The 17,221-nt window shown below is 64.5% G+C and carries 16 protein-coding genes; 8 read left to right on the top strand and 8 right to left on the bottom strand.

Going from position 1 to position 17,221, the window contains the following annotated elements; all coding sequences use genetic code 11:
• Positions 1-72: 72 nt before the first annotated feature.
• The 3 genes from QQ977_RS01470 to QQ977_RS01480 all read right to left on the bottom strand — a co-directional run bounded on the left by QQ977_RS01470 (position 73) and on the right by QQ977_RS01480 (position 2,990).
• Positions 73-1,209: a sugar-transfer associated ATP-grasp domain-containing protein gene (locus tag QQ977_RS01470; protein ID WP_285927114.1), complete on the bottom strand. Its 1,137-nt coding sequence runs from the start codon at positions 1,207-1,209 to the stop codon at positions 73-75.
• 75 nt (positions 1,210-1,284) lie between these two features.
• Positions 1,285-1,530: a PRC-barrel domain-containing protein gene (locus QQ977_RS01475; RefSeq protein ID WP_285927116.1), complete on the bottom strand. Its 246-nt coding sequence runs from the start codon at positions 1,528-1,530 to the stop codon at positions 1,285-1,287.
• Between the two features lie 452 nt (positions 1,531-1,982).
• A complete protein-coding gene (locus tag QQ977_RS01480) occupies positions 1,983-2,990 on the bottom strand; it encodes a glycosyltransferase family 2 protein (RefSeq protein WP_285927118.1) in 1,008 nt (335 codons plus the stop codon).
• Positions 2,991-3,157: 167 nt separating this feature from the next.
• Between QQ977_RS01480 and QQ977_RS01485 the strand changes: the two genes are divergently transcribed.
• Both QQ977_RS01485 and QQ977_RS01490 read left to right on the top strand, forming a co-directional pair.
• Entirely contained in the window at positions 3,158-4,435 is a 1,278-nt protein-coding gene (locus QQ977_RS01485) for a polysaccharide deacetylase family protein (RefSeq protein ID WP_285927120.1), read from the top strand.
• Between the two features lie 67 nt (positions 4,436-4,502).
• On the top strand, positions 4,503-5,561 hold the full coding sequence (locus QQ977_RS01490) for a glycosyltransferase family 2 protein (RefSeq protein ID WP_285927122.1): 1,059 nt from the start codon (positions 4,503-4,505) through the stop codon (positions 5,559-5,561).
• 35 nt (positions 5,562-5,596) lie between these two features.
• Here QQ977_RS01490 and QQ977_RS01495 read toward each other — a convergent pair whose 3' ends face one another.
• A complete protein-coding gene (locus QQ977_RS01495) occupies positions 5,597-7,234 on the bottom strand; it encodes a flippase (protein ID WP_285927123.1) in 1,638 nt (545 codons plus the stop codon).
• 202 nt (positions 7,235-7,436) lie between these two features.
• On the opposite strand from QQ977_RS01495, the gene QQ977_RS01500 reads away from it, so the two are divergent.
• Positions 7,437-8,543, top strand: coding sequence for a polysaccharide deacetylase family protein (locus tag QQ977_RS01500; protein WP_285927125.1), 1,107 nt, complete (start codon positions 7,437-7,439; stop codon positions 8,541-8,543).
• A gap of 172 nt (positions 8,544-8,715) precedes the next feature.
• Complete coding sequence (locus QQ977_RS17305) at positions 8,716-8,868, top strand: hypothetical protein (protein WP_430540840.1); 153 nt, start codon at positions 8,716-8,718, stop codon at positions 8,866-8,868.
• Between the two features lie 192 nt (positions 8,869-9,060).
• Here the strand turns inward: QQ977_RS17305 and QQ977_RS01510 are convergent, their stop codons facing one another.
• The 3 genes from QQ977_RS01510 to QQ977_RS01520 form a co-directional block, all read right to left on the bottom strand.
• Positions 9,061-9,720 carry a helix-turn-helix domain-containing protein gene (locus QQ977_RS01510; protein WP_285927127.1) on the bottom strand — a complete coding sequence of 220 codons (660 nt, stop codon included), beginning with the start codon at positions 9,718-9,720 and terminating at the stop codon, positions 9,061-9,063.
• A 121-nt stretch (positions 9,721-9,841) separates the two neighbouring features.
• Positions 9,842-11,521, bottom strand: a complete 1,680-nt coding sequence (locus QQ977_RS01515) for an alkaline phosphatase family protein (RefSeq protein WP_285927129.1) — start codon at positions 11,519-11,521, stop codon at positions 9,842-9,844.
• A 167-nt stretch (positions 11,522-11,688) separates the two neighbouring features.
• Entirely contained in the window at positions 11,689-12,744 is a 1,056-nt protein-coding gene (locus QQ977_RS01520; protein WP_285927130.1) for a hypothetical protein, read from the bottom strand.
• Between the two features lie 105 nt (positions 12,745-12,849).
• Between QQ977_RS01520 and aroA the strand changes: the two genes are divergently transcribed.
• From aroA to QQ977_RS01535, 3 genes are all read left to right on the top strand, one after another.
• Positions 12,850-14,145, top strand: a complete 1,296-nt coding sequence (gene aroA / locus QQ977_RS01525) for a 3-phosphoshikimate 1-carboxyvinyltransferase (protein ID WP_285927131.1) — start codon at positions 12,850-12,852, stop codon at positions 14,143-14,145.
• Between the two features lie 87 nt (positions 14,146-14,232).
• Complete coding sequence (locus tag QQ977_RS01530) at positions 14,233-15,315, top strand: Mrp/NBP35 family ATP-binding protein (protein WP_285927132.1); 1,083 nt, start codon at positions 14,233-14,235, stop codon at positions 15,313-15,315.
• A 47-nt stretch (positions 15,316-15,362) separates the two neighbouring features.
• A complete protein-coding gene (locus tag QQ977_RS01535; RefSeq protein ID WP_285927133.1) occupies positions 15,363-15,995 on the top strand; it encodes a uracil-DNA glycosylase in 633 nt (210 codons plus the stop codon).
• A gap of 42 nt (positions 15,996-16,037) precedes the next feature.
• Here the strand turns inward: QQ977_RS01535 and QQ977_RS01540 are convergent, their stop codons facing one another.
• The gene (locus tag QQ977_RS01540; RefSeq protein ID WP_285927134.1) at positions 16,038-16,259 is read right to left on the bottom strand and encodes a hypothetical protein; all 222 of its coding nucleotides are present in this window, start codon (positions 16,257-16,259) and stop codon (positions 16,038-16,040) included.
• A gap of 141 nt (positions 16,260-16,400) precedes the next feature.
• On the opposite strand from QQ977_RS01540, the gene QQ977_RS01545 reads away from it, so the two are divergent.
• The gene (locus QQ977_RS01545; protein WP_285927135.1) at positions 16,401-17,132 is read left to right on the top strand and encodes a hypothetical protein; all 732 of its coding nucleotides are present in this window, start codon (positions 16,401-16,403) and stop codon (positions 17,130-17,132) included.
• The last annotated feature ends 89 nt before the right edge of the window (positions 17,133-17,221 follow it).

Here is a 17,221-nt window from a genome sequence, read left to right on the forward strand (position 1 = left end):
AATTTATCAGACGTGCTGGTTCGGGTGTCGAGGCCGTTCGTTGGTACCGAAAAGCGACGCGAGACGGCGAGTTCACCGGACGCCGTGGCGTTGGTAGAACCGTCGGATGCGATCGTCGGTCAGCAACGGCCCATGGACCTGGATCGATTTGAGCCCGGGATAGCTGTTCGCCTCGATGACGGTGAACGACCCATCGTCGGTGACGATGAGATCCCAGCCGACGTACGGAACGAACGAACAGGCGTCTGCGATCTCGAGCAGCCGCTCTCGGATTCGACGCCAGCCGGGAATCCGTGTTCCCTCGATCGGTGTCCCGGTGTCGGGATGGGACGTATGCCAGGTGACGTCGTCACTGTCGGCGTCCGGTAGCTGTCCACCGGCACCGAGATCGCCCGTCCCGAGGTCGACGAGCGCGGAGAGCCCGCCCTGAGAGAAGTTATCGAGCGGGGCGGATCGCTCCGTTCCGATTCGGTGAATCGCGGCGGCGACGAACGGCTCGCCGGCTGCCTCGTCGTACATCGTAACGACGCGAACAGTATTCGGCGTCGACGGATATAGCTCGGCCGCGAACGACCCCTGTTCGACGAACTCGCAGACGAGGTACTCTTCGAGGTCCGAGACCAGCGACCGGAGCTCGCCTCCGGTGTAGTGGTCGCCGTTTACCCGATAGCCGTCGTCGGTTCGTCGACACAGAAGGACGTTGTTTCCGCCGCCGCCGTGTGTCCACTTGAGAACCAATCGCGGCTCGTTTTCGAGCCGTTCGACGACGCGCTGGGCGGCGTTGCGCGTGTCAGACGACTGCTCGGAACGGCCACCGGCTGGCTCGAGAGCGGTCGGACCGCCGTCGGCTATCTCCAGGCGGGACCCTCGCTCGTCGACCGGATGAAACGCGCCGTCACGAACCATCCCGTAGACGGCCATTCGGTGGTCGTCGAACGGCTGCATCACGCGATGAAAGAGGAGTTTGTTCGACAGCGCGACCGACCAGGTACCGTTGATCCGTTTCGTCCGTACGTATCGCTGGTAGTCGCTCACGTAGTCCCGGTAGGTATCCTCCTCGAGGTCGTAGAGAACGTCGGACCGGCTCAAGAACCCGCGACGCCAGAGCCAGAGCCGACGACGGATCGGACGCGTGATCGGGCTCTCTCTCTCGGTTTCCGTGAGTCCCTGTACTCCTTTGACCGTGTGATAGAGCTCTCGAACGTTCATCGTCGGGACTGTCCAGTCGTCGATGTTAGTTATCGATCCGTCAAGACCGTTGCAGGGAAGCGGAACGGGTGTCCTCTACACCGTCGAGTCGGTGTCGATGACGATCTGATCGCCCATCGTTTTGACCCGACTCACGGGAATCCGGACCCGACCGTCGTCGGTCTCTGTCGCTCCCGTCGACGAGCGTTCCGGATCGACGACGAGGTCACAGAGTCTGCCAGATTCACGGTCCATCGTGACGTCGTATAGCGTCCCAACGGTCGTGCCGTCAGTTCCAACGATCGACATTCCCTGAAGGTTCCGGGCCAGAACGGCATTCATACGATCACGGTGGTCTCACTATCCATTAAATTCGTGAGGTCGTTGCATTCGTGAAACCGTTTCACCTGCGCCCCGGAGACCGGAGACGGCACTCGAGGACGTCGCCGTGGCGTGGTGACGATGAGGCGCTGACAGCCGACGTCACGTCGAAGCTACTGATCGAGCGTTGCAACCGTTTATCGTCAGTATAACTATCCCGTAACCGCCGAATTACTCATCTGGCGGGAACGGACGACCGTCGTGCCGACGGCGTCTGTCGGATGAGATAGCCATCCCGTCGACAGGTAGAGACCAACCCAACCCAACGTCAGGTTCGAATCCGATCTCTATCCACCCTTCCCCACCCACCCCTATCCATCGTTTATCGGCATCGTCGAATCGCGTATCAGCATTCGCCACCTGCTCGCTCGAGCGACGAAACCGCGCCGATACCAGAGCCCTTCGTATCCGAACTACGATACCGACGTCGGCGTAGCCGCGAGCATGCGACGGGAGAGCGTACTCCAGCTCACCACAACCACGACCGCGAGGATTGCGATCGTCGCAACGACCGGGAGCGGTCGACGTCGGATTCCAGTGCCGACGGCCCAACAGACGCCGGGTACGTGTCGCAGCGACACCGACGCCGCTTGCGCGTGCCACAGCCCACGAGCGAGCCGTCCGTCGGCGAAGTACCGCTTCGCGAGGATGAGTTCGTGTGTCGATCTGATATCGTAGCCCGCCGCTTCGAACCGCTCGACGTCCGCTTCGTACGCCGTCAGATACTGCTCGCTTGCGTTCGCGATAACGTCCGCCGGCGGATGGCCAGTCTCCGCACGGCGGACGAGTGGTTCGTCGACGTAGGCGAGTTTGCCGTACTCGAGCACCCGAAGGCAAAACTCCGGATCCTGGAATCGATCGAGCGTCTCGTCGAAGCCGCCGGCTTCCCTGGCGACGCTCGTCCGAACGAGCAGCGTCGAGCCAGCGCCCGGCTGAACGTTGTCCGCGAGGACCTCGCCGACCAGTTCGTCGCCGCCTTCTCTCGTCGGTTCTGCGTCACCGCGGGCGAGTACGGACGCGGCGACCGACCGTACCGTTCCGCTCGTTCCCGACAGCTCGTGAGCCGAGTCACAGTAGACGCCGACCCAGTCGTCTGAACGACCCTCGAGGGCGGCGAGTTGCCGTTCGAGCTTCGCGGGGTGCCACTCGTCGTCGGAGTCGAGGAAAGCGACGTACTCGCCGTGTGCGTGTTCGATACCCGTGTTCCGGGCGACGTTCGCCCCTCGGTTCGTCGCGTGGACGATCGGCCGAACTCGCGGATCATCGTAGGTTTCGAGGACGGCCTCGGTCTCGTCGGTCGAGCCGTCGTCGACGACGATCACCTCGAGGTCGTCTACCGTCTGCTGGAGTGCGCTGTCGATCGCACGAGGGAGCGTCGCCGCTCTGTTGTACGTCGGAATCACTACGCTGACGAGAGTCATCTCCCGGCGAGTTTTTCGACGGATCAGATTATTATCGCGTGTATAACTGGCCGTTCATCACGTCCGCGTCCCTCGTCTCGTGCCGGCCGGAAGACAGCGGTCATCCAATCGGAGCGGCCGTACTAAGAGCCGTATAAGAAAGACCGAACGGTCCGTCGACGCGGCCGATGACGACCAGAAACCGACGATCGTTCGTATCTGCGGTCGCAACGACCGGAACGATCGGCCTTGCGGGCTGTCTCTCGAGCGTTCGCGAGTGGCGCGGTGGGGACGGTGAGCCGACGGAAACCCGGTCGCCCTCCCCAGAGGGCGACGACGGAGATAACACCACGGACGACTCGGAGCGCCCCGGAGAGCAGATCGACGCCTTCGAGACGCTCGACGACTGGACCGCGATGATCGACGCCGGCGACCTCGAGGCCGAGACGGACGATTCGTACACGGGATCGCAGTCGGCCCGTCTCAGGGCGGACGAAGAGACGGAGTACGCTGCCATCTACAGGACGATCACCGGCGGGATGGATCTGACCGACGCGAACCTCTCGCTCGCGGTCAATTTCGCCGGCCGCGATCAGCTTACGCTCACGCTCGAGTTGTTCGCTCCGAACTCGCGTGCCACACACGTCATGCGTCGGACGCTCACGGGACCGACCGATCGATGGGTACGCGTCGACTTCGGAACTAGCCGGATCGACGGCCAGCCCGATCTCGCCGACGTCCGCGAGATTCGGGTGACGGCCCGGCGTCGCGGCGACCTGACCGGTCCGATCGATTGTCGGATCGACGACCTCCGTGCGGTCGGCCGCCCCGGGACGGGACGGGTCGTGTTGCTGTTCGACGGGACACTCGAGAGCCACTACACGCACGCGTTCGACCTCATGACGGAGTACGGCTATGCGGGTGTCGAGGCAGTCATCCACGAGGCCGTCGGCGAGACGCGCAACGGCAGACTCACGATCGATCAGCTCCACGAGCTGGACGACGCCGGCTGGGATATGGCTTCCCGTCCCCGAACGGGCGCGCAGTTTCTCTATGCGTATCCGCCCGACGAACAGGAAACGCTGATCCGACGGAACAAGTCCTTCCTCGAGAGCCGCGGGTTCGAAGACGGTGCGAAACACTTCGTCACGCCGCGAAACGTACTCGGACCGAACTCGATCGATTTCGTCAGAGAGCACCACGAGCAGGCCTTCCGGTTCGGCGGCGGGCCAAACGCGATGCCGCTTACGGATCCCCACAACGTCGGGTTCTTCGCCGGGGACGGCGGTGACGAGACGAAAGCGTACATCGACTACGCCGCCGAGTACGGTCAGCTCGCCGTTTTGCACTTCGAGCACATCGGCGCAGACGGTACGAGCGAACGGGCGTTCGAGGATCTGCTCGCGTACATCGACGACCGAAACGTCGAGGTCGGTACCGCGACGGACCTGCTCGAAGGAGCATGACCGGGGCGGACGACGGGTCGGTCGGGGCGATCGATCGCGATACCGAAACAGGGGGTGTCGGCGACTGATGTACCGGGGTTCGACCGTCGGCGTCGTGATGCCAGCCTACAACGAGGCGGGGTTCGTCGGCGACGTCGTCCGCGAGATGCCCGACTACGTCGATCGGATCTACGCGATCGACGACCGATCGACGGACGACACCTGGAACGAGATACACGAGGCCGCACGCGAGGATGCGACCGCTGTCGACCGCCACCACGGCGAGGACGTCGGACCGCTCGTCTCCGACGGCGGGACGTCTTCGCTCGCGTCACGGGCCGCAGTTTCCGACCCGATCGGCCGGGTCGTCCCGATCCAGCACCGGGAAAACCGCGGGGCCGGCGGTGCGATCAAGACCGGGTATCTCGCCGCACGCGAGGACGGGATGGACGTGACGGTGACCGTCGACGCGGACGGACAAATGGATCTCACCCAGATGTCACGGCTGCTCGATCCGATCGTCGAGGGCGAGGCCGACTACGCGAAGGGTAACCGACTCCTCTCGAAAGAGTACCGAGCGGCGATGCCTCGGTTCCGGTTCGTCGGGAACGCGACGTTGACGTTCCTGACGAAGATCGCCGCCGGCTACTGGAAGACGATGGACCCACAGAACGGCTACACGGCGATCTCTCACGACGCGCTCGAGGCGATCGACCTCGAGAACCTCTACGAGTACTACGGCTACTGTAACGACCTGCTGGTGAAGCTGAACGTCCACGGGATGCGCGTCGCCGACGTGGCGATGCCGGCCGTCTACGGCGAGGAGACCTCGAGTATCCAGTACACACAGTACGTTCCGAAGGTTTCGGCGATGTTACTGCGAAACTTCCTGTGGCGGCTGAAGACGAAGTATCTCGTGGTGGATTTCCACCCGCTCGCACTGTTTTATCTCGTCGGAGCCGCGACGGCTGCAGTGAGCGTTCTCGGCGCAGGTCTGGCACTGATTGGGACGATCTCGGGCGTCGGCCTCCCGTCCGTCCAGGGGTCGACGAGCTTGCTGCTTTTCGTCGCCGGCGTCGTTCTGTTGCTGTTTGCGATGGTGTTTGACATGGCCGAAAGCGAACATCTGGAGACCCGGGTCCAGTAGTATCGAACCGTTTCGGCCGAGTCTTCTCTGCGCCGTCAGGGCAGCAGCTGCTGTACGTCGGGGCTCAGGACACCGAGTGCGAGCCCGGAAAGGAGCAAGGACAGCCCGGTGAGAAACAACAGGCTCTGCAACCAGTTGCGTCGCGGTCCGTCACCGTCGAGTGCCGTGAGCCGCTGATAGACTGCGTCTGCCGCCGATCCGATCGGATCCGGAAACGCAGACAGTACCTCGAACGGCTCTGCCGGATCCAGCGCGCCGACGAGTAGGGCGAATACGAGAAAGATCGCGAACCCGATCGGTGGAACGACGGCGAGAGCGAACCACGGATTCGTAATCGCCACAGCGAGGGTCGCGATAGGGACGGCCGCGAAGATGGTAGCAACGACGACGCGTCCGAGTCTCGCGTCCGCGAGCGGGTCGAATCCGATTAGGCGAGCACTCCAGCAGTGAAAGACGAACATCGTTCCGTAGCCGACACTGGTGGCGATAGCCGCGCCGTGCATCCCGTACGGCGGGATGAGCGCGAGGTTGAGCACGACGTTGATCAGGGCAGCACCGCCGGTCGCCGCGATCGGATATCGAAGGGTGCCGTTTCCCTGCGAGACCGCGAGGATCGGCCGTGCGAGCGCGAACCCGAGCGCTCCCGGGAGTAACAACAGAAGCGGCGTGATCGCCGGAACGGCCTCCGGGCCGAAGTAGATCGGTACGGCCACGTCCGCAAGCGCCGCGAGCCCGACCGCCATGACGGCCGTCAGGAGAAAGGTATATCGCGTCGTCCGGGAGGCGAGTTCCGATACCTTCTGCGTGCGATTCTGCGACCACAGCTCCGACGTCGAGTGGACGAACACCGTCTGGATCGCAAGCGGGACGAACCAGAGGAACTCGGCGAGCGTGAGCGCTGCTCGGTAGTTTCCGACTGCTGTGCTCTCTCTGAACCGCTGGAGCATCACGATGTCGATGTGATACAGCGACATCAGAAGGAAGATGAGAACGACGTTCAGCGAGTTGAACGTGAGCATTCGCTTGCGGGGAAACGTCCTCGACGGCCGGCTGAGCACACACGACAGCGACACTCGACGGTGGACGAGCGCCAGTCCGATGCCGGCCACGAGGAGGCTCGCGACCAGGTGGCCGGCGAGCGCCCCCATCACGCCCACGCCGACGTAGGTAAGCGGAATCGCGACCACGACGAACCCGACTTTGTCGAGGATCTTCAGCGGCTCCGAGTACCGCTCCAGGCCGAACCCCATGAGCGTCTTCCGGGCATAGTCACGAAACTGCGCCGAGATCACGAGGATAGCGAGGACGTAGAAGTAGATCGCCACGTCGGCACCGAACGCGGTAGCGACGAGACCGTACTGGGTCGCGACCACCAGCAGGGCCGCACCGACGATGGCGAGAACCACTGCGAGCCGAAAGTAAAAGCCGACGACGTATCCGTCCCAGCTCGGAGCACTGCGGTCTTCCGCGAGAAACTTCCTGACGCCGTCGGTAATTCCGGAACTGACGAAGATCATGTAGATGGCAAAGACCGACAGCAAGAACGCGTACTCGCCGAACGCCGACGCGCCGAGAAACCGGTACAGAAGCGGCGTCGAGATCGCCGTCACGACGAGAACGACGATCTTCGAACTGACGACCGAGAAGATGCCACTCGCGATGCTCCTGTTCACGGTTCATCCCCCAGCGACGGCACCCGACCGTTCCCGAGACCGTTCGGTCGGCCGCGTTCGCAAACGATATCCACGGTACCGACGTGATGTCCTCGAGTTGGCCTTATTATAGCGCCACTAAACGCCGATCGAGCCGACGGCCCGACAGCCGTTAACGACGGTATAAGTATTGACGCTCTCGCTCGAGGGATCCTCGAATACGATGAGTCAGGAACCGTCACGTCGTCGCTTCATCGGGGCGGCCGGCGCGGGCACGATCGGAACGACTGTGACCGTCGGATGTCTACGCGGATCGACCGACGACGAGACGTCGGGCGATCCGAACGGAGAGGGCGAGTCAGACGGCGACGACGCTGGAGACGCGGACGATGCTGTCGACGAGGACGACGTCGACGATCCGCCGGCGGGCGAGGAAGACGACGCTCCGAGCATCGACGGCGGTGCAATCGTCTTCGTCTACGACGACGGCCCTATCGAGGACTACGACGCGGCGTTTCCCGTCCACCAGGAGTTCGACGCCCCCGCGAGCGCGGGAATCGTCACCGAGTGGATGGGCCGCGAAGACTACAACGGCACCGACTGGATGGGCGTCGAAGAACTCGAGGAGCTCGCGGCCGCCGGCTGGGAGATCACCTCTCACACGACCGCCCACACCGCCCTCGGGGAGTTCGAACTCGTCGCGGACGCCGGGCCGGACGACGTCCGGGTCTACCCGGAACAGCGCAACCACGGCTTCCATCACGGACACGAGATTGAGGTCACCGACGGCGAGAAGAGCGTCCGCCGAACCGTCGTCGGTTCCGACCACGACGATACCGGCGGCTATCTCGAGTTCGACGAGCCACTCGGCGAGTCGTTCCGGGCGGGCGAGACGGTCGAACGACATCCCGAAGACGTCATGCACGCGTTTCTCGGCGAGTCGAAACGCGAACTCGAGGACCTGGGGTTCGAGGTCGACACGCTTCTGGCACCGTACGACATAGCGGACGAGTGGACGATCGAAATTGCACGCGAGTACTACGACGGCATCGCGAACGTCCGGCCGGGGTCGATGATCAACGATCCCGACACGTTCGATCCGTTCGAGACGCGACGCGACTATTTTATCGAGTTCACTAGCCCCGAGACCGTTCGAGACGAACTCGACCGGGTCGCCGAGGAGGAGGCGATCGGCGTGGTCGGTGCACATACGTTCAAAGAGGAAGTCACGTCGGATCGGATCCGTGAGACCCTCGAGTGGGTTGACGAGCGCGATCTCGAGGTCCTGACGTTTCGCGACGCGATCATGGCGACCGCCGGGAACGGCTGATACTGTCGGACACGTAAACGACAGAAGACGGCAACAGGACAGCCGACGAAACAGCGGGGTGAAGAACGGGGCTGCTGTCCCGTGATGAGCGCCCGGACACCGTCGTCTCGTCGCCGGTGACGACGAGTCCGTTCCGATCGGCACCGTCGCGGCCGGAGTGGTCGACGGTCACGTGGCTGAACCGACAGCTGTCCCGGTCACACCGAATCCCGTCGCGGAGTCCGACCGACGTGACGCCGGCTTCGCCCGACACGTCGAGGCGTTCGACGAGCACGCGACCCTGTTTGTCGGTCTCTCGAATTCAGAGCGGGTAGCGGACCTTTAAACCCGCTATCGACTCGAAGCGCCGGTTGACCCGCCATTGGTGTGAAAATTGCAACGGTTTCACGAGCTACAACTGTTCGATATGTGTGCCGCTACGATTCTGAACTGGTGTTTAACACACGTCTACGTGCTGGTCGAGGAGGAGAAAAGACAGTGGACGCGATCACGGAGTCGAACTGCGGAGGATCGACGATCAGCCGTGTCTATCGGCCGTGCGATCGTTCTCGACCATGGCTGCGATCAGCTCCTTGACGGCGCGACGGAGTCGCTGTGAGACGGCGGAGTCCGAGATGCCGAGTTGCTCGGCGAGATCGTCCTGGGTGATCGATCGCGGAATGTCGAAGTAACCGCCGTAGTACGCCATCGAGAGGATCTCGTGTTGTCGATCGGTCAGGAAGTACGCGCTATCGTCGGAGACGGCGGAGTCGTACAGCTGGCACATTCGAAACGAGACACCTTGGCCCCGGCAGTAGTCTCGAAACGCGGTCAGCGTCGCCCGATCCGGGAGGAGAACGCGGACGATCCAGCAGCCGTCGCCGCTGGTGATCGTGAAGACGAACAGTCCGTGTTCCAAACAGTGGGGAGGGACGATCTCGCGGTCGGTGTCGACGGTCACGCGATAGATCGCCCGGTTCTCGAAGCTCGCTACTCGCGTCGGATCAGAGACGGTCGGATCCGACTCCATCGTCTCCGCGAACGCCGTATACTCGTCGCTGAAGACGGAGACGAACCCCGTCGTCTCGTCGGTCCGGACGGTGTACTCGTACCTGAGCGTCACCCCTGGATGTCGTTCGATCGTCGGTATCAACGGCAGTCCGTCGTGGGCGACGCGAACCTCTGCGGTAAATCCCATATCGATACCCGTCAGCTGTGGAGTTCAGTCCGACCGCCCATACTTATAAGCCAGATAACGGTGGTTGTGGCACCTGCGATCGTCACGAGTCGGGGTATTCATCCACGCGTCGCCACAACGTTCAGCCCAGGTATCCGAGGTCGGCCAGTCGTTCGGTCACGTCCTCGTCGTGGCCCGGTCGCACGCTCTCGTCTCCGTCGTACGATGGATACGTGGTCGGCTCGACCGGATCGACGACTGGAACGACACTGCCGTCCATCCGATCGCTATAGGGCAGGCCCATCGCGGCCATGACCGTCGGTGCGACGTCGAAGACGTGAGCCCGGTCGACGGGGGCGTCCTCGTCGATACCGTCACCTGCCGCCACGAAGAGGCCCTCGAGCTTGTGGTTCCAGGGCTCGGCCGGGCCGAAGTAGTCGCCGTTGCCCAGCTGTTCGGTGAGCGTGTGCTCGAAGTCGGCAGGGATCGTCACGACGTCGACGGTCGCGTCCATCCGATCGCCGTGAAAGTACTGCTCTCGTGGTGCGACCGTTTCGAACACCGGTTCGCCGTCGGGCGTTTCGACAGCTCGCAAGGTACGGATGAGCTCGTCGCGAACCGACTCGTACTCCTCGGGCGAGACGACGCCTGTCGGATCCCGCCCCTCGAGGTTGATCCGGACGCCGAGTTCCGTGCGCGCCCGGACGTAGGCCATCGACGCGGCGAAGTCGACCTGTTCGTTCGCCGTCCGCGAGACGCCGTCCGGCGCGTACTCGATCGCGAGCTCGGCTAACCCGACTCGCTCGAGAATCGTCCTGATTCGACGAGCGGTAACGCCGAACCGGGCGGCGACCGACGCGACGCGTGCAGTCGCGCCGGGATCCCAGCGTTCACACTCCTCGCCCTCGCGAAGCCGTCTGCGCATCGGCGTCCACGACGGCATCCCTTTCCCGCTCGTGGTCGTCTCGAGGTAGCCCCGGTCGCGAAGGAACTCGTTGATCCGGAACTCGTAGCCGTCGTAGGGCCCCATCCCGTGATCGCTCACGAGAAAGACGCGGTCCGGATCGCAGGCCTCGAGAATCGCTGCGATCTGGTCGTCGGTCGCGTCGTAGACGCGTTCGACGTGTCGTTCGTCGCCGTCGAACTCGTGGAAGACCGTATCCGTCTTCTGGAACTGAACGAATCCGAACGCCGGCTCGAACTCGTCGACGAGGTAGCGAAACGCCTCGCCGCGCATTCGGATCAATCGTTCGTACTCCTCGATCTTCTCGGCATCGGAGAGGGAGTCGTCGTCACGCGTATAGTTCGGATAGACACGGTACTCGCCGATCGCCTCGCGGACCTCCTCTAAGAGTCCGTCGGGGTGACAGGGTGGATCCTCGGGACCGAGGAAGCCGGGAATCATCGCCCCGTCGAACTCGTCCGGCGGGTGTGTGACCGGGACGTTGACGACGACGCTCGAGCGGTCGTGGTAGTCGAGCAGCGTCCACAGCGGGTGTTCGTGGACGTCGTCGCTGTTCGTCACGTGCCAGTCGTAGCCGTCGTAGCCAACGAAGCCGATCGCGCCGTGTTTACCGGGGTTGACGCCGGTGTAGATCGACGGCCAGGCACTCGGCGTCCAGGGCGGAATCTGTGACTCGAGCGGTGCGGTTACGCCCGCAGAACAGAGTCGCTCGATGGTCGGGAGACGATCGGTGTCGAACAGTCGCTCGAAGACCGTCGGGCTGGCGGCGTCGATGCCGACGAGGAGCGTCTCGAGATTCGAGTCGCCCGTGGCGTTCGACGCCGGTCCCGTCTCGACTCGAGAGGTAGGTTGAGTCATCGGTCCGGCAGCGTCCGGTCGCGTCCGGGAAGCTGTTCGATCGCTATCGAATACGACGACAACACGACAGGTTGCATGGTCGACCGAGCGATCCGAGGTGGTTTTCTTATACTGACGATAAGCCAGACGAGTCGGCGGGTTTCGTCGCTCGAGTCGTGCCGGTCGTCTCACTCGAGCCGCGTCCACTCCAGGCCGAGCGGATCTGCGGGTGGCTCGAGCGGACTCGTCTGCAGCTCGGTCCTGACGTCCGGTTCGTTGTACGACCGCGGTGCCACGTCGTTCGGTCCGTCGGGATAGAAGATCGACGCGAGCAGCTGCGCGTGTGCGCGCCCGACGCAGAGTTCGAACTGACCGCCGCCGTACATCCTGACGTCGTGGCGTTCACAGTACTCGATCGTCTCGAACAGCGACCGGATCGTGCCGAACCGCGACGGTTTGATGTTACACCACTGCGCCGAAAACGGCCTGTCGCGAACGTCCTCGACGCCGGTGATGGGTGCGTCCCACGAGAGGCGATCCCGATTCGCTTCGAGCAGGTCCCGGACGCCGTCGTCGACGGCCGGATCCTCCACGACTGCGTCGGGGAACGTCTCGAACACCGCTCGATAGAGCTCGCGCGAGGGCTGCTGGCCGACCTCGAGGTCGTCGTAGTGGCCTTTCAGATCGAGCACGCTGACCGCGTCGGTCGCCGCAAGCGTCGCGAACGTCTCCTCGGTCCAGTCCTCGCTCGGATCGAGTTTGAACTCGCAGTCGGGATTGACCGCGAGGACGTCGGTCACTCGCGTGGGGTCTCCGTCCGGGACGCGATCGCTGGCGACGAACCGAACTGGGGACAGGTCGCGATCGAGAACCGACGCGAGGTCCGTGTCGTTTTGGGTGAGTGCCAGATCGAGCGCTGCGCTTTCGAGCGCCCACCGTCTGTAGTTTCGGAAAACGTCCCGCTCGGGCGGTTTCGTCGGGAAGAGATCGGTCTCCTCGAGTCGTCTCGAGAACTCCTCGACGGTGTACTCGCCCGCAAAATCGAACGCCGGGGGGTCGGGCATCGCCTCGTGATCGACGGCCTCGTAGGTGACGTCCTCGCCGGCCCCGAAGGCGTCGTCGGCGAGCAGGACGAACGTGGAGGTGACGCGGGTGGAACCGCCCGGTATCTCTCGACGGCGGCTGGTCCGCTCGTCGGTCTCGATCGCGAGCGGGAGGTCTGCGATACGATCGTACAGCGCCATTACTACTCTTGGTGGCCGAGCACTCGTGAATCTTCGCCCGTCCGATCGATCGGATATCGAACCCATACCGGTACCGTGATAGGCCGACCGAACGACACGACGCCTATGGACGTTACCATCTCCCCCTCGAGCGTACGTGGCGAGGTACGGGCACCACCCTCGAAGAGTTACACCCACCGAGCGATCCTGTCGGCCGGCTACGCCGACGGCGCGCTCGTCTACGACCCGCTCTGGAGCGCCGACACGCGCGCGACCGCTCGCGCCGTCGAGGCCTTCGGCGGCGACGTGACCCGTGACGACGACACCGCCGCCCTCGAGGTCGACGGCTTCGGCGGTCGACCCGAGGTTCCACCGGACGTCATCGACTGCGGCAATAGCGGAACGACGACGCGACTCGTTACGGCTGTGGCCGCACTTGCAGACGGGACGTCGGTGCTCACCGGCGACGCCTCGTTGCGCTCGCGACCTCAGGGGCCGTTGCTCGAGGCGATCGCCGACCTCGGCGGCGAAGCTGCGAGTACCCGCGACAACGGCCAGGCACCGCTCGTGATCACGGGACCGATCACAGGCGGTGAGGTCTCGATCCCCGGCGACGTCTCCTCGCAGTACATCACCGCGTTGTTGATGGCCGGCGCGGTCACCGATGAGGGGATCGAGATCGAACTCGAGACCCAACTCAAGTCCGCACCCTACGTCGACATCACGCTCGAAGTGCTCGAGGCGTTCGGGATCGACGCCACCCACACTCCCGAAGGCTTCGCGGTCGAAGGCGGCCAGCACTACGAGCCGACGGACGGTGAGTACCACGTTCCCGGGGACTTCTCGTCGATCTCGTATCTCGCCGCGGCCGGGGCCGTCGCCGGCGACGATTCCGTCACCATCCAGGGTGCGTATCCGAGCGCCCAGGGCGACACCGCGATCGTCGACGTCTTAGCGCGTATGGGGGCCGACGTCGACTGGCGTCGCGAGGACGGCGTTCTCGAGGTCGCCCGCTCCGACCTCGAGGGGATCGAGGTCGACGTCGAGGATACGCCGGATCTGCTGCCGACGATCGCCACGCTGGGGGCGGTCGCAGCGGGTGAGACGACGATCACGAACGCCGAACACGTCCGTTACAAGGAGACCGACCGCGTGAGTGCGATGGCCGAAGAGCTCGCGACACTCGGCGTCGAGACGACCGAACGACGAGACGAACTGACGATCCACGGCGACGAGTCGACGCTTACGGGCGGGACGGTCGACGGACGGGCCGACCACCGGATCGTCATGTCACTCGCCGTCGCCGGCCTCGCCGCCGAGGGCGAGACGATCATCGAGGGAAGCGACCACGTCGACGTTTCCTTCCCCAACTTCTTCGAAGTGCTGTACGAACTCGGGGCCGACCTCGAGCGCCACGAGTGATCGATCGCGTCGACGAAGCGACGACCCGTCCGTCGTGACAGGTGAGAGAGCACAACCCTTTTCGAGCGGCGGACGCCAGGGTTGAGCATGGACGAAACCACCGTTCGCGACCTGTTGAAAGAGATCGAGGACCCCGATCTCGACGACGATCTCGTCTCGCTCGGACTCGTCAACGACATCGACATCGATGGCGAGAAGGTGACGATCGACCTCGCACTCGGCGCTCCGTACTCGCCGACGGAGACGGCAATCGCCAGTGAGATACGCGAGACGCTCGCGGCCGAGGGGATCGAAGCCGATCTCTCGGCGACCGTCCCCGGCCGCGACGACTCCGTCGACTCGGTACTGCCGAACGTCAAGAACGTCATCGCCGTCGCCTCCGGAAAGGGCGGGGTCGGCAAGTCGACGGTCGCGGTCAACCTCGCGGCGGGGCTTGCAGACCGTGGTGCACGCGTCGGTCTCTTCGATGCGGACGTCTACGGCCCGAACGTCCCGCGAATGGTCGACGCCGACTCGCCGCCGATGGCGGCCGACGACGGGACGCTCGTTCCGCCCGAGAAGTACGGCACGAAACTGATGAGCATGGCCTTTCTCGTCGACGACGACGATCCCGTCATCTGGCGTGGCCCGATGATCGACAAGATCATCACCCAGCTCACCGAGGACGTCGAGTGGGGCCACCTCGATTACCTCGTCATCGACCTTCCGCCGGGGACCGGTGACACCCAGCTGACGATGCTCCAGACGATGCCCGTCACCGGCGCGGTGATCGTCACGACGCCCCAGCACGTCGCCCTAGACGACGCCCGGAAGGGACTCCAGATGTTCGCCCGCCACGACACCGTCGTGCTCGGCATCGCCGAGAACATGGCGACGTTCGTCTGTGACGAGTGTGGCAAACGCCACGACATCTTCGACGCCGGCGGCGGCGAGGAGTTCGCCGACACCCACGACATGCCCTTCCTGGGCTCGATCCCGATCGATCCCGCCATCCGGGAAGGCGGCGACGAGGGCCGACCGCTCGTCCTCGAGGACGACGCCGATTCGGGCACGGCCTTTCGCGAACTGGCAGCGAACGTCGCCGACAACACCGGCATCGTCCACCGCCGGAACGTCGCGAACTCGGTGTCGGCACGATCGCCGCCGGCGGAGCACGATATCGAAAAGTAAGTCGCCGCAGACGCGTCGCTTTTGTGCTCGAGTCCCCGAACGCGAGTGTGGACGCGAATCAGGACACCCTGGCGAACCCGTTCGGGATGGACGAGACGTGTCAGAACTGCCCTGTGCTCTGTGAGCGCCGCAGGCAGGTCGTCCACGGCTACGGCGACGTGAGCGCCGATTTCCTGTTCGTCGGCGAGGCTCCCGATCCCGACGCCGACGCTTCGGGCGTCCCGCTCGTCGGGGATGGCTGGGGGAAGACGTTGCGACGGCTCCTCGAGCGAGTCGGACTCTGTGCGATCGACGCCGATGCCGACCGGCCGACTCTCGAGAACGCCTACGTGACACACCTCACGCGCTGTCGCCATCCCGAGCGCCCGCCGACCGACGAGGAAATCGCCCGCTGCGAGCCGTTTCTCTCCGCCGAGATTCGCATGATAAACCCCGAGATAATCGTGCCGATCGGCGAGCGGGCCCTCGCCGAGGTCGCCACGGAGTACACCACCACGCCCGCCGACGACCTCGCGCTCGAGGACTCCCACGGCGAGCGCATTCGCGGCCGCGGCTTCGAACTCGTCCCAATGATCGATCCGCTCGAGGCAAGCGACGACGAGCGCCAGGCCTGGCTCGAGTCGTTCGCGGCGCTTCTGGCCAGCGATTACCGCCAGACGAAGGGACGGCGGGGACGGTAGTGTAGTCGAGTTCGCGGTGTTCGACGGGGCGGTTCGGCGTCGTTACCAGTACGTACTCGCCAGGCCGCCGCTCGAGCGCGAGCCGAGTCCGATCAGGACGAGCACGAAAAGCGTCGTGACGACGAGGGTCGCGATCGTCGGCACCGAGAGTCCGGCAGCCGGCGTCTCGAGGCCGTAGCTCGTGACGAACCCCCAGACGCCGACAGCGACGACGGCAACGACGGTAACGACTGCGAGCACTCCAGAGAGCGTGCGTCCGTTCATACGGACTGCCTCTGTGTGTGATCACATAACAGTTTTCGTGACCGACGAGTTCGGGACGGCGCCACGTCGTCGAAACCGCGGACGTGAGACTGACGGGTGCGGACCGCCGCGTTCAAGGTTGTCACCTCCTCACGAACACGTATGATCGTCGTCGTTCCCGTCGAGCCGCCCCGTGACGGACTCGTCCTGTCCACACTCGCCGAGACCACGCCGCTTTCGACCGCGGAGGCGACGCGGCTCTACGAAGCCGCCACGATGGACGTCCTCCACGCCGTCGACAGAAGCGGCGGCGACCTCCTCGTGAACTACCGCGACGGAGAGACCCTGCCAGAGAGGTACGACGACGGCGATCCGGAGGCCGAGATCAGGGCGCTCGCGGCCGACGTCCTCGAGGACACCGACGAGGTCCGGTTCGAACGCCAGGTCGGCTCGACGCGATCGGCCCGGATCGGCAACACCGTCTCTCACCTCTTAGAGCGCGAGGATGCAGGCGGCGTCGGCGTCGTCGAACCGACGGCCGCACTACTCGCCCGCACCGACGTCGACGGCGCGGCGATGTCGCTCCGGCGCAACGACGTCGTTCTCGGCCCCTCGACGGGCGGGGAGCCGTCGCTCGCCTGCTTCGCCAAGCCAATCGACTTCGAAGACGCGTACGCGGGGCCCGCACTCGGGACGTTCGCACGGCGAAGCGCCGACGCGGGCCACACGGTCGGATTCGCGTCCCGGATCCCCACGCTCGCGACCGCGGCCGGCCTCCGGGCGACCCTCGCCGAACTCGAGGCACGTCGTGTGACCGACACCTCCCATCCGGTAGCGACCGCGACGGCGGTCGACGACCTCGAGCTCGCCCTCGCCGAGGACGGGACGCTGTAGATCCATATCCGGTCGGCGACGGATCGCATACCGCCAGCGAGGGTTCGACCGAGACCGACAAGGATTTTTGAACGGGTGGCGAAGGCGTA

It is taken from the genome of Natrialbaceae archaeon AArc-T1-2 (assembly GCF_030273315.1).
Classification (GTDB): domain Archaea; phylum Halobacteriota; class Halobacteria; order Halobacteriales; family Natrialbaceae; genus Tc-Br11-E2g1.

Coding starts and splice junctions, on each gene's coding strand:
- aroA (WP_285927131.1), top strand. CDS start 12,850: ATGGACGTTACCATCTCCCCCTCGAGCGTACGTGGCGAGGTACGGGCA.
- QQ977_RS01490 (WP_285927122.1), top strand. CDS start 4,503: ATGTACCGGGGTTCGACCGTCGGCGTCGTGATGCCAGCCTACAACGAG.
- QQ977_RS01540 (WP_285927134.1), bottom strand. CDS start 16,259: ATGAACGGACGCACGCTCTCTGGAGTGCTCGCAGTCGTTACCGTCGTT.
- QQ977_RS01520 (WP_285927130.1), bottom strand. CDS start 12,744: ATGGCGCTGTACGATCGTATCGCAGACCTCCCGCTCGCGATCGAGACC.
- QQ977_RS01485 (WP_285927120.1), top strand. CDS start 3,158: ATGACGACCAGAAACCGACGATCGTTCGTATCTGCGGTCGCAACGACC.
- QQ977_RS01500 (WP_285927125.1), top strand. CDS start 7,437: ATGAGTCAGGAACCGTCACGTCGTCGCTTCATCGGGGCGGCCGGCGCG.
- QQ977_RS01530 (WP_285927132.1), top strand. CDS start 14,233: ATGGACGAAACCACCGTTCGCGACCTGTTGAAAGAGATCGAGGACCCC.
- QQ977_RS01510 (WP_285927127.1), bottom strand. CDS start 9,720: ATGGGATTTACCGCAGAGGTTCGCGTCGCCCACGACGGACTGCCGTTG.
- QQ977_RS01480 (WP_285927118.1), bottom strand. CDS start 2,990: ATGACTCTCGTCAGCGTAGTGATTCCGACGTACAACAGAGCGGCGACG.
- QQ977_RS01545 (WP_285927135.1), top strand. CDS start 16,401: ATGATCGTCGTCGTTCCCGTCGAGCCGCCCCGTGACGGACTCGTCCTG.
- QQ977_RS01515 (WP_285927129.1), bottom strand. CDS start 11,521: ATGACTCAACCTACCTCTCGAGTCGAGACGGGACCGGCGTCGAACGCC.
- QQ977_RS01475 (WP_285927116.1), bottom strand. CDS start 1,530: ATGAATGCCGTTCTGGCCCGGAACCTTCAGGGAATGTCGATCGTTGGA.
- QQ977_RS01470 (WP_285927114.1), bottom strand. CDS start 1,209: ATGAACGTTCGAGAGCTCTATCACACGGTCAAAGGAGTACAGGGACTC.